We start from the raw sequence: 12407 nt of genomic DNA, 5'->3' as shown, positions 1-12407 counted from the left end.
AATTATCAGGCTATTTGCATGATTTTCTTGAAAACATCCTAACTTATGCTGGCCATCTTTTAGATTTATGATATAGTGTTAAACCCGCCATAGGAGCCTCACTGATGTTTCCAAGGTGATAACGATTTTTTCTTATGACTTGTTTCAAAATGTCGGAATAATAAAAGGCTACAGACCCCGTGAAATGGATTTTTTGTGTGGCCACTTCAGCATATTTGCTAACATATAAGCGAATAAATTCTTGAAAGGCATGTTCAATCAATTGATAACAAAAAGGATGCTTTCTGTGATCAAATAAGAATTTAGAAAAGCCTGCAAACCATCTATTAGGATATTCCCCTTGATAAGCTTTGGATAATATTTCTAAACGATTCAATTCACCATAGCGCTTTATAAAAAGTTCACGAAGGTCTAGGGGCATTTCATGGTGTAAATAGGCCAAAAGAAGTGTTTTGCCTAAATAACCCCCACTGCCTTCATCTCCCAACCAAAAACCTAATGGAGGGACTTGCTCTGTAATCATTTCACCATTGAAAAAACCAGAATTTGAACCAGTTCCTAAAATACAAGCAATTCCCGAATCATCTCCACATAGAGATCTAGCTGCAGCGATTAAATCGTTTTCCACTTGAATTACTTTCGCACTAGGAAGGTAAGAGCTCAGCAAATTTCGAATGATTTCTTTTTTGGTTTCATCTGTTATTCCAGTTCCATAATAATAAACCTCCTCTATGCTAAGTTGACTGATTTGAGCTAGAACGTCTTTTTGAGATGCTTCAATATTCTCGGGGGATTGATAATAGGGATTAATTCCTAAGGAATAAAAACGTTGATAAGCCTCGTTAGGGGAAGAAATATACCTCCATTCTGTTTTGCTTGAGCCGCTTTCAATAAGTAGAATCATGGTATTAGATTAATAGGCCAATCGCTTGATATTTTTCAAATACTTGGGCGGTATGAGGGGCATCTTTTAATTCATCACTTAAGTCTTGTCCTGCCCAATGTTCGTAATGTTTACCATTTTTCCAAAGACGGGAATGGCTCATGTCGTATATTTTACCTAAATATGCCACCCAGACTTCAGGACGATCTTGACCGTTCCTTAAAGCCAATTGTGCCTTGGTGTAGTGTGGAAGTATGGAGTCCAAAGTGTTAATAATTAGCACGAAACTAAATAAAAAGCATGAAAAGCCGTTTTATCAGCAAAGATTTTTAATTTTACTTGATATTTAATGTTACAGGATTTATGAAAAATACATTTCGGGTATTCATTTCCGTCTTATGCTTGGCATTTTTAGCAGCTTGTAGTAAAAGTAGTGATCCTGCACCCACACCAACCCCTCCCGCCCCTTCCGTTTCTGACCTAATCAAAAAAGTTTGGTCGGCTTCCAATATTCAATGGGATGGGAATGTACAATACGATAAAACCGCCACATCCAATTTAGTAGCAGGATATGCTCAATTTAAATTGGACTTATCTAGTGCACCTGCTGTTTCTCTTACAGAATATGATGGAAATAAATTCTCAGGTACCTACAGCTTGTCATCTGATAACAAGACGCTGACCTTATCAAGCCTTAAAACGAGTGATGGAACAGAGCCTACCGGCACGGGTGGAACCTTGACATTTACTATTTCAGGCGTGCCAACAGCTAGTACCTTAGTGATGGAGTCTACCACGGCTTATGTCAAAGCAAGTAATAAAAAGATTAGGTTAAGTTTAGTTAATCCCTAATCGCAAATTAATCATGAGGCCGCCTCATTGGGCGGCTTTTCTAGTTTATGGAGAAAAGAACAGAAATAGGAACTTTAGGAGAATTTGGTCTCATTCAACGATTAGCCTCAGGGTTTAAATCGCTTCAACCATGGACAAGCATAGGGATCGGGGATGATGCAGCGAGCTTAGATGCCAATGGCTTTAAGGTCGTTTCTACGACTGAACTATTAATTGAAGGAGTCCATTTTGATTTATCTTACACTCCACTTAAACATTTAGGTTTTAAAGTAGCCAGCATTGCCCTTTCTGATATAGCAGCTATGAACGGGATTCCTGCCCAGCTTTCTGTTGGAATTGGTCTCAGCAATCGCTTTTCCGTGGAGGCGGTAGAAGAACTGTACGAAGGCTTAAAGCTAGCATGCGAAGAATATAAAATTGATTTGGTAGGAGGTGATACCACATCCTCACCACAAGGCTTAATCATTTCAGTAAGTGCCTTAGGCTTAGTAGCAGAAGATCAAATCGTAAAGCGAAGTGGGGCTAAACCCAACGATGTTATTTGTGTGACAGGTGATTTAGGAGGAGCCTTGATGGGCTTACAATCATTAGAGAGAGAGAAGCAAGTATATTTGGCCAATCCTGATATGCAACCTGAGCTGAATGAAAAGAATTATGTGGTTATGCGCCAACTTAAGCCCATGGCACGTTTTGATATAATCCATGATTTGAAAGAATTGGGGGTTGTACCCACTTCCATGATTGATTGTTCGGATGGTTTGGCTTCAGAAATCATTCACCTATGTAATGCTTCAGGAACTGGAGCAAGGATATTTGAGAAAAATATACCAATTGATGATGAGACTTATTTAGTGGCAACCGAATTTAGTTTAAGTCCTTTAACCGCCGCATTAAATGGTGGGGAAGACTATGAATTAGTGTTTACAATCTCCCAATCAGATTTTGATAAAGTAAGTAAAATTACAGACGTAACGGCCATAGGGTATATGACTGATATTCCTGGTGAGCGAGTTTTAGTCATGAAATCGGAACAAGTAGTAGCGCTGACAGCTCCTGGATTTGGCCCTCAATAATATGTCAGTAGCCATCATGCAGCCATATTTTTTTCCGTATTTGGGCTATTTCCAATTAGTCCAAGCGGTAGATGACTTCGTCTTTTATGATGACGTGATGTTCATCAAAAAAGGTTGGATAAATCGGAATCAAATTTTAATGCAGCAACATGCTTTCTTATTTACCATTCCTTTAGAAAAACAAAGTCAAAATAAGAGTATAAGAGAATCTAGTATTGCTTGGGGGGCCGAATTCCCCAACAAATGGATTCAACAGTTGCAATCAGCCTATAAAAAAGCACCTCAATTTGTGCCTGTAATGGATTTGGTAGAATCCGTACTACACGAAAAGCCCCAAAGTATTGCTGATTTAGCGGCTTCAAGTGTAATTAAAACTTGGGAGTATTTAGGTTTAGAAAAAAGATTTCATTTTAGTTCTCAAATGGCTGTTTCTAAAGATTTAGAACGAGCAGAAAGGCTTATGGCCATTACAGATTGTTTGGGAAGTAAACAATATATCAATGCTCAAAATGGTCAGGAATTATATCAAAAAGAGCATTTTGCGGCATTAGGATTTCAATTAAATTTCCTAAAACAAGCATTACCGTCTTATTCCCAAGGAAATTCAAGTGAGTTTATCCCCGGATTATCCATGCTAGATGTTCTCATGTGGAATACACCAAGTGAGATTAAAGAGATGCTCTCTGCCTATTCATTGATTTAAAAAATGAATTTCCGTTAGATAAATTTACTTATATTTTGTTTCAAGAATTTGTAACTTTGTTACCAAGCTCTTTAAAAGTGCAAGGTGAAAGTAACAGGGTTCTATGACACAATCTTTACTCCTTAGTAAATATTCCAACACCTTTCTATCCAGATGGTTAGTATTTGCTTTTGATTTGGGGATTGTCATTTTCTCCTTTTCAGTAGCAACCTTACTTCGCATGAATTTCCGTTTAACGGATATCGATTTCAATGCTTTCAAATACCATTTTCTTTTCCTTTTTGCCTTTAGAGCACTGTCCTTTTTGTATTTCCAATCTTACACGGGTATTATCCGGCATACTAGTATAGAGGATGCCGTTATTATTTTGAAAGCGGTCTTTACGGGTACTTTCTTGGCTACCATGCTTTCTTTGGTGGTGAGGTATTACTTCAATTTAGACACGCAGTATTATGTGCCATTGTCGATATTATTGATCGATTTCTTTATCTGTTTATTCTTAATGGTTTCATTGAGATTTTGGGTAAAATCCTTCTATGAATCGTTTATTCGCGAATTTAGGCCATCTGTTGGAATCTTGATTTACGGAGCTGGATATACAGGAATGCTGACTAAAAATGTCATTCAGAATGACCGAAGTATCAATTATTCTATTTTAGGTTTTATTGATGATAATGATTCAAAAATAGGGAAGACCATTGAGGGTATTCGTGTCTATAGTTTGTCGGAGGCCATGGACAAGTTTGTGGATAAAACCGATGGGCTAGAAGTTATTATGGCGATTAATAAAATATCGCTAAAGGTTAAAAAGAGGATTACGGATGTATTTTTGGATCGTGGGGTGGTGGTTAAAATACTTCCTCCAATGGAGAAGTGGGTAGGAGGAGAGTTTGCCGTAAATCAAATTCATAATGTTAAAATTGAAGATTTATTGGGCCGAGATGTTATCCAAATGAATAACAAACAGGTCGGAGAACAATTATTTAGTAAAACTATTCTGGTTACAGGTGCCGCAGGATCTATTGGAAGTGAAATCGTAAGGCAATTAGTAGCCTATTTACCCGCTTCCATTGTATTGGTTGATCAAGCAGAATCTGGCTTGTTTGATTTAGAATTTGAATTATCGACGAGTATTCCTACCAATACCAAAATGTCTGTTTATGTAGCAGATGTGACGGATCAAAAACGAATGTCTCGCATTATTTCTGCCCATAAACCAAATTTTATTTTCCATGCAGCTGCTTACAAGCATGTTCCGCTTATGGAAAGTAATCCCTATGAGGCCGTTAGAATAAATGTTTTGGGTACAAAAATTTTATCAGAGCTAGCAGCGGAGTATCATGTGGAGCGCTTTGTGATGGTATCTACCGACAAAGCAGTGAATCCTACCAATGTGATGGGAGCGACAAAACGTTTAGCTGAAATGTATACCCAGTCCATGAATCATTTGGAAGGCGTATCTACCAAGTTCATTGCTACTCGATTTGGTAATGTTTTAGGTTCCAGTGGATCTGTGATTCCTTTATTCAAAAAGCAAATCGAAAGGGGAGGTCCAGTAACCGTCACTCATCCCGATATTACCCGCTATTTTATGACCATCCCGGAGGCCTGTGAATTGGTACTGGAGGCGGCTACCATGGGAAATGGAGGGGAGGTATTCGTTTTTGACATGGGAGATTCGGTGAAAATCATCGACCTAGCCAAAAAGATGATTACTTTAAGTGGATTACGCATTGACCGAGATATTGAGATAAAATATACGGGTTTGCGTCCAGGAGAGAAGCTTTTCGAAGAATTGTTGAATAACAATGAAAATACATTACCCACACATCACCCTAAGATTTTAATTGCCAAAGTAAATACACCTAGTTACTCTTACATGGAAATCCAATGCAATGAATTGGAACATATATTGGACCATGGCACAAGTAATCAATTGGTAGCTAAAATCAAGGATATTATACCAGAGTACAAATCAAATAACTCTGTTTTTGAGCAATTAGACAAAGTCTCGATTCGCTCTAAAGGTTAATACTTCAACCACCTTTTCACCAGGTATATTGCTCCAATCGTCACTATCGGTGCCGCTACTACATCCATGGTATAATGCACATGCTGTATTAGCAAAAGCCCCATTAATACCAAGGTTAAGCCATAGGCCCACTTTTTATCTCGCTCTTTCGGTAAAAAAAAACAAACGAAAACCATGGTAGCTGTATGGCCAGAAAAGAATAAATCTTTGGTAATGGCTAAATTCTCCCCATAGATAAAAATTTCAGCTAAGGGGTCATGTAAATCCACTAAATTTATCGGTGGATTAAGTGGAATCAGGTAGATGCAAGTGAGCCGTATTACTGTTTCAAGATTGAAGCCCCAAGCAAACCATAAAAAGGTTTTAGGACTAGGGAAAAGCTGAAATAAAAGATAGACGACACTGCAATAAATAATGCCAAAAATAGGGTAGGAAACATTAATAGGCGGAATATTAGCTAAGATAACGTCTTGTATTAACATGCCTTCTCGGAGCTGAATCCATTGAAAATAATCATCTGCCTTCCAAGGAAAAATTAGGAAAACAAGCAGTGCCCCAATGAATTTCCAACGAAAAGCACTTTCTTCCCAAGCCTTAGACCAGTTTACTCGAACAGATTGAATATAACTTTTCATGCTTATCTTTGGTTCTATCTATAATTTAAGTCCGCAAAACTACGTTAAAAATTAAAATAATGGAGAAATTGATGAAAAATGCCTGGGTGATTCTCGGAATAGTAATAAGCTTTTCTCATTTTTCATGTGGAAACGCTACAAAAGATAAATTAAATACAAAAATGACAAAAGTAGAAACAAGTAATGCGCAATTAGAAACGATTACCTTTGGGGCCGGTTGTTTTTGGTGTGTAGAAGCGGTGTATCAACGGGTTAAAGGTGTACAGAAGGTTGTTTCTGGATACATGGGAGGTAAAATGAAAAACCCAAGCTACCGTGATGTTTGTACAGGGTTAACTGGCCATGCTGAAGTTTGCCAGCTAAGCTATGATCCAAAGATTGTTTCTTTTGAAACTTTACTTGAAATATTTTGGCAAACCCATGATCCTACGACCTTAAATAGACAAGGAGCGGATGTCGGGACTCAGTATCGTTCTGCGATTTTTTACCATACTCCTGAACAAAAAGCGGCAGCTGAACAATGGAAGCAAAATTTGAATGCCAAAAAGGTATTTCCCAATCCAATTGTAACAGAGATTGTAGCAGAAAGTACTTTTTATCCTGCTGAGGATTACCACCAAGATTATTTTAATCAGAATGGCGAGGAGCCTTATTGTAAAATTGTCATAAAGCCTAAAATGGATAAATTCCTTAAGGCTTTTAAAGATAAATTAAATTAAAATCCTCCTTTATCGTAAAAACTTCTTCTTCTAGAGATTTTTAATTCTTGAAGTAAACTTGATTTTACGCGCAAATCAAATGAATAGTTACTTGCTCTTCCGTAGAAGGGGCTAGCAATGGGCGTCCAGTTGAAATTGAGTTCCCAGCAGTGTAAATCACGGTGTACGGATACGTTGGTATAAGTTAGACCATTGTATTTAAAGTCATAACCAGAGCTAAAGGAGAACTTCCATTTTTCACTCAAGCTTAAATCTCCTTGGAAAGTTAGACCACTGATATTTTGTGATGGTGCCAATCCTGCTCGGTTCATGCTAAACTGATAACTAAATGAAAAGGACCAAGGAATATTCCAATCCACATAATCATCTCGGTTTCGATTGATTTGTTTTAGCTGTGCCTCCGTGGCATTTTTACTTACTTTTTCTCCTTGGCCTTTGGCAGGTGCAAACCTCTTTCCAATCGAAAGATTAAAGGATTGTAAACGGGCAAAGCCCTCTCCTTTGGCCACCATTAAATCCGGAGTTCTTCTACCTACCACGGCAAAAGACTGATCTGGAACGTATAAATAGGGGTCTAAATTTCCAGCAATATTGATGTCAAATTGCTTGATTCTCGAGTTAGCATTAAAGGTCAAATTAGATAAATTAAATTCTTTGGCTAGTAGATTATAGCTTCCATTAATGCCAAAATTGTCCAGTATATTGATTTTCTCGGACTCTTTTGTAGCTGTGTCAGATTTCGTTTTTAGTTTAGCTTCCAAGGTGTTTTGTATACCAAAACTGATACTACCTGAGGCTCCTCCATAACTAAGTTGCCTTGGGTCAAAGGTGCTAATTCTTCTAATATCTCCAACCTGTTCTTCACCATTCGTATTAATAAACTTTCTATTGTTGATTCGAACATCTTGAAAATATCCATAGGTAGGATCGGAATAATCTGGCGTATAACTCAAACTTACACTAGGTGCCATGGTGTGGCGAATAGCTTGCAGTCGACCTTTGGAAAAGCGCATGGTTCCGTAAACACGGGTATTCATGCTAGCTGAAAAGGATATTTGTGAGCTAAATTTCGGCAAACCACCCACCGTATCGATTCTTACGGTAGAATCTGTTGGCATATACGTGTATTTATACGAACGCGTGTACATGTTCCCAGACCAAGAAATACCTGGTGTTAGGTTAATGTAAGGATTGATTTTAATGTTGGGTAAAGACAAAGGAATGCTATAATTGAATTTAGTTTGTGCTTTTTCCAACAACAATGGTAAAGTGCTTCCATTCAAAGGAATCACCCCAGGAGGCAAGTCGTCTGCATTTTTGGGTATAAATGGCTTTTGAATTATACCACGTTGGCTATTGGACTCACGGGGATATACATCAAATTCGTATCGAGTATATAAATCAGAAACTTGGTTCGTTAAACTTACTGTTCCAGAAAAGTCCATACCAATTCTAAACTGATCGATGAAGCGATCGGCTATGGCATTCTTTTTCTTAAAAGGTTGAAATTGGTTAAGACCTAAATTGAAATCTGTCCCTGCATCAAATACGCGGGTAGTCGTGTTTTGGTTGATACGTAAACTAATACCACTTCTAAAATTTTGACCAATGGATTTGGTGTATTGCACAGATGAGCCGATGGTATTAGAAAGGTATTGCTGGGTATTAAAGGTGTTGAATTGATTGTATGAATTGGATGCTATGTTCACAGAGGCAGAGAAGCTAGAATTACCTAAACTTCTTGGACTATGAGACCACTGTAAGGCAAAGTCCGTCCGTGTGCTAGGGTTAAACTCTGAGCCAGAATTATTTCGATTTAAGGCTAAATTAAATGAACCAGTATATCGATAGCGTTTATTGTATTGGGAGTTTGCTCCTAAACCCCATCCTCCTTTGGAATAAATTTGCCCTGTGAAACGGACTCCAATATTCTCACTTGCCGCCCAGTAATAGCCCCCGTCACGCAGGTAAAAACCTCTTCCAGAAGGCTCTTCACCATAAGTCGGAATCAGAATGCCTGATTTACCTGCTTCTTTTGGCTGAGAATAGGGAAAAAATCCAAAGGGTAAACCAATGGGTAAAGGAATATCGTTAAGTTCGAAGTGAAAGGGCCCTGAGATGATTTCTTTTTTGCCTACAACCTTAATTTTACTCGCCCTAATGTTGAAATGGGGATGACTTAAGTTGCAGGTAGTATAAATGGCATTTCGGATATAAAGATTTTCCTCCTCGTCTTTTTTGACATTTTTTCCTTGAACAAAGCCTTCTCCTTGTTGGGTAACGATTCCTTTGATAACGGCTCTTTTGGATTTGAAATTATAGCGAATTTCATCGGAGTCATATTTATCGCTGCCTTGAGTAAAGACAGGAAGGCCCATCATTTTTTTAGCTGTGGAGTCATAGCTACCCTTGGCATACACCTCATTTTTAGCCCAATCCAATCGAATATACTCGGCCTCTAAACTGATATTGCCGTATTTGACTTTAGCACCTCCATACAAATTCACAATTTGTTGGTCAGCATCTAATACCGTTGAATCCACAGCAGAATAAAATACCGTTGTTTGTAAATCTTGACTCTTGCTGGCGGTATCTTTTGGGATACTTTTTTGAATAGTATCAGCGCGAACGATTCGTTGTGCATAAACCTTGGGAAGACCTATGCCGGATAAAATCGAAAAAACGAAAAGAAAATAGATGCAATTCTTTATCAAATCTGCGCTGGTTCATCGTTCAAAATACGGTTATCATCATGGGATTGCTGATAAATTCGCATGTTAATGAACGAAGGATGGAATTTAAAAATTATATTTGTCTTTGTATAAGCATACAAAATTACATCTTTGCGACTTACCTACGTCTAATTCATTAAAATAATGTTTACAGTTCTTAGAGCTTTTGTTGGTTTTGCCTTAACATGCTTGTTAATTGCTGCCATACCAAGATTACCTGAGCCTACTCGTTCTGCTAAGCGTAACTTGGTTAAAACGATTTGTCTTGATGCTGGTCATGGGGGAAAAGACCCAGGTTGTTTAGGCCCGAAAGGAGCACAAGAGGGTAAAGTGACCTTGAAAATTATTTTAGAAGTGGGGAAAAAATTAAAGACTGAATTTCCCGATCTGAAAGTGGTTTATACCCGCGACACTGATGATTTTGTTGAATTGAATGAACGGGCAAACATTGCCAATCGAAATCGCTCTGATTTATTTATTTCTGTTCATTGTAATGCGGCACCCAATAAAGCTGCTTATGGAACCGAAACCTATACCATGGGATTACATAAAACGGATGGTAACTTGAACGTAGCCAAGCGAGAAAACTCCGTTATTTTGCAAGAGAAAGATTATCAAACAACCTATAATGGCTTTGATCCTAATTCTCCACTTGCTCATATTATGATGGCCAATTACCAAAGTGCCTTTATGGCATCTTCCGTTAAATTTGCCTCCAAAGTAGAAGAGCAATTTGCCAAAGTTTACAATAGAAAGAGCTTTGGTGTGAAGCAAGCTGGCTTTTTAGTTATTTGGAGAACAGCCATGCCCAGTGTTTTGATTGAAACAGGATTTTTAACTAACCCGGAAGAAGAAGGTTATTTGAATTCGGAAAAGGGACAATCAGAAGTAGCAGATGCCATAGTAGGCGCATTTAAAAAGTATAAGGAAGAAATCGAAAAATAGATTCTGACATGTTTCAAAGTAATGAATTAAAAGTTGGGTTTTTGGCCTTAATAGCCTTTTTAATCCTGTATTTTGGCTTTAATTTTCTGAAGGGAAATGATGTTTTTTCTTCGTCTAGGATCTATTATATAGAATATGACAATGTAGATGGATTAATGGTTTCCAATCAAGTAATGGTGAACGGTATTGAAGTTGGAAAGGTCAAATCCGTCACTTTGCAGCCCGAAAAAGGGAATAAAATTTTAGTAACGCTTCGTTTAGCCAAAGATTTAGTCATTCCCGATAAAACAGAAGCTATTTTAATGGATGGAGCCCTCTTGGGGGGTAAAATCATTCGTTTGGAATTTGCAGGTAAAGGGGCCCTAGCCGAGGAATCATTCATTCCGGGATCTTTGGAGAAAGGAGTTACCTCACTTTTGAAGGAAAGGGCTATTCCTGTAATTGAAAATGCCGACTCCTTGTTGATTTCTTTCCGACAAATCAGTAAGAAATTTGAACATACGGGCTCTTATTTAAATGAATTAATTAAAAGCTCCAATAGCACCGTTAAGGGAATCAATGGTTCTGTCAATGGGATGGTAGAGGAAAATCGGAATAATGTTGCACAGATTTCTGCGAACATGAAGATTTTATCTCAAAGTCTCATCGAAACGGAAAAACAACTAAAACCTATTTTAGTCAAATTCAATACCGTGGCAGATTCACTTCAAGCCTTACAAGTGGGAAGAACACTACATGAGGCTAATTTGGCTGTAGCATCTATACAGCGTATCGTTTCTGGCTTGGAAAAGGGCCAAGGTACTGCTGGGAAGTTTTTAAAGAATGATAGTCTGTATGTAGGTCTAAACAAGACTTTATTGGATTTAGATAAATTATTGATTGACTTTCGCTTGAAACCTAAGCGTTATGTCAATATTTCCGTTTTTGGAAAGAAAGATACCCCTCCAAGTAATTAATAATATGGCAACCATTCAAGCGCGAATTTCAGCATCTGCTGAATTGAGGGATATCTTATTGGCCGAATTAGGTGAAATAGGATTTGATATATTTGAAGATACAGAAGAAGGTTTTTTTGCCTATTGTCCTGAAGCACTATTTCATGAAGAAGAATTTCAAGAATTAATTTCTCGCTATCAAGCCATCGGGCCCATAGAGGTGGAAATGGGACGCATTGAAAAGCAAAATTGGAATCATGTATGGGAAAGTAATTATGATCCCATTCGAATTTCTAATTTACTTTTCATTCGGGCTAGTTTCCATGAATCAGAGCCAGGCTATCAAATGGAACTTGTGATTAATCCCAAGATGTCGTTTGGAACGGGTCATCATGAAACCACGAGTTTAATGGTGGAGGCTTTATTTACGCTGGATTTGGAGGGTAAATCTGTTTTAGATGCAGGAACGGGAACAGGGATATTGGCTTTTGTGGCTAGGAAATTAGGAGCTGAGCCAGTTAATGGATTTGATGTGGATGAATGGTCTGTTGAAAATTCCATTGAAAATGCTTCCTTGAACGGATTGAATGATATTCGCTTTGATTTGGGAACAATTCGTGACCAATCTCCCGAGCCCTATGATGTTCTTTTAGCAAATATTAATCGTAATATTCTCCTGGATGAAATGTCAGAATATGCCTTGAGAATTAAATCGGGAGGTCATTTACTTTTAAGCGGTTTCTACCAAGAGGATGTTCTTTTATTATTACAGGAGGCTTCTGAAGCAGGGCTTTCCTTTATCTCTGAAAGGGAGAAGAATCGCTGGACCTGCTTGCACTTGAGAAAGCTTTAATTTTGTAGTTTTCTAATATTAGCCTATATTTTTTCGGTATTTCGT

12 protein-coding genes are annotated in these 12407 nt (G+C 37.9%); 8 read left to right on the top strand and 4 right to left on the bottom strand.

From position 1 onward, the window contains the following. Window positions 1-43: 43 nt before the first annotated feature. A complete protein-coding gene (locus SKC36_RS09105) occupies window positions 44-904 on the bottom strand; it encodes an N-acetylglucosamine kinase (protein ID WP_459465664.1) in 861 nt (286 codons plus the stop codon). Between the two features lie 4 nt (window positions 905-908). Continuing rightward, window positions 909-1148 carry a cytochrome b5 domain-containing protein gene (locus SKC36_RS09100; RefSeq protein ID WP_459453894.1) on the bottom strand — a complete coding sequence of 80 codons (240 nt, stop codon included), beginning with the start codon at window positions 1146-1148 and terminating at the stop codon, window positions 909-911. 98 nt (window positions 1149-1246) lie between these two features. Between SKC36_RS09100 and SKC36_RS09095 the strand changes: the two genes are divergently transcribed. From SKC36_RS09095 to SKC36_RS09080, 4 genes are all read left to right on the top strand, one after another. Continuing rightward, on the top strand, window positions 1247-1735 hold the full coding sequence (locus tag SKC36_RS09095; protein WP_459453895.1) for a hypothetical protein: 489 nt from the start codon (window positions 1247-1249) through the stop codon (window positions 1733-1735). Between the two features lie 47 nt (window positions 1736-1782). Next, the gene (thiL, locus tag SKC36_RS09090; protein WP_459453896.1) at window positions 1783-2808 is read left to right on the top strand and encodes a thiamine-phosphate kinase; all 1026 of its coding nucleotides are present in this window, start codon (window positions 1783-1785) and stop codon (window positions 2806-2808) included. Between the two features lies 1 nt (window position 2809). Continuing rightward, window positions 2810-3511 (top strand): WbqC family protein, encoded by a 702-nt coding sequence (locus SKC36_RS09085; protein WP_459453897.1) that lies wholly within the window; start codon window positions 2810-2812, stop codon window positions 3509-3511. A 103-nt stretch (window positions 3512-3614) separates the two neighbouring features. Further along, on the top strand, window positions 3615-5543 hold the full coding sequence (locus SKC36_RS09080) for a polysaccharide biosynthesis protein (RefSeq protein ID WP_459453898.1): 1929 nt from the start codon (window positions 3615-3617) through the stop codon (window positions 5541-5543). Here the strand turns inward: SKC36_RS09080 and SKC36_RS09075 are convergent. After that, entirely contained in the window at window positions 5540-6178 is a 639-nt protein-coding gene (locus SKC36_RS09075) for a phosphatase PAP2-related protein (RefSeq protein ID WP_459465663.1), read from the bottom strand. The genes SKC36_RS09080 and SKC36_RS09075 overlap by 4 nt on opposite strands. Window positions 6179-6339: 161 nt before the next feature. Between SKC36_RS09075 and msrA the strand changes: the two genes are divergently transcribed. Further along, window positions 6340-6897, top strand: a complete 558-nt coding sequence (msrA, locus tag SKC36_RS09070; protein WP_459453900.1) for a peptide-methionine (S)-S-oxide reductase MsrA — start codon at window positions 6340-6342, stop codon at window positions 6895-6897. Here msrA and SKC36_RS09065 read toward each other — a convergent pair. Beyond that, the gene (locus SKC36_RS09065; protein ID WP_459465662.1) at window positions 6894-9611 is read right to left on the bottom strand and encodes a putative LPS assembly protein LptD; all 2718 of its coding nucleotides are present in this window, start codon (window positions 9609-9611) and stop codon (window positions 6894-6896) included. The genes msrA and SKC36_RS09065 overlap by 4 nt on opposite strands. A 162-nt stretch (window positions 9612-9773) precedes the next feature. Between SKC36_RS09065 and SKC36_RS09060 the strand changes: the two genes are divergently transcribed. From SKC36_RS09060 to prmA, 3 genes are read left to right on the top strand one after another with little or no spacing between them, the layout of a single operon-like run. Continuing rightward, window positions 9774-10574, top strand: a complete 801-nt coding sequence (locus SKC36_RS09060) for an N-acetylmuramoyl-L-alanine amidase family protein (protein WP_459465661.1) — start codon at window positions 9774-9776, stop codon at window positions 10572-10574. 8 nt (window positions 10575-10582) lie between these two features. Then, window positions 10583-11530 carry an MlaD family protein gene (locus tag SKC36_RS09055; RefSeq protein ID WP_459453903.1) on the top strand — a complete coding sequence of 316 codons (948 nt, stop codon included), beginning with the start codon at window positions 10583-10585 and terminating at the stop codon, window positions 11528-11530. A 4-nt stretch (window positions 11531-11534) separates the two neighbouring features. Beyond that, complete coding sequence (prmA, locus tag SKC36_RS09050; protein ID WP_459453904.1) at window positions 11535-12362, top strand: 50S ribosomal protein L11 methyltransferase; 828 nt, start codon at window positions 11535-11537, stop codon at window positions 12360-12362. The last annotated feature ends 45 nt before the right edge of the window (window positions 12363-12407 follow it).

The sequence above is a fragment of the Aquirufa sp. OSTEICH-129A genome, assembly GCF_054558355.1.
This window is presented reverse-complemented; position numbering and strand designations above follow the sequence as displayed.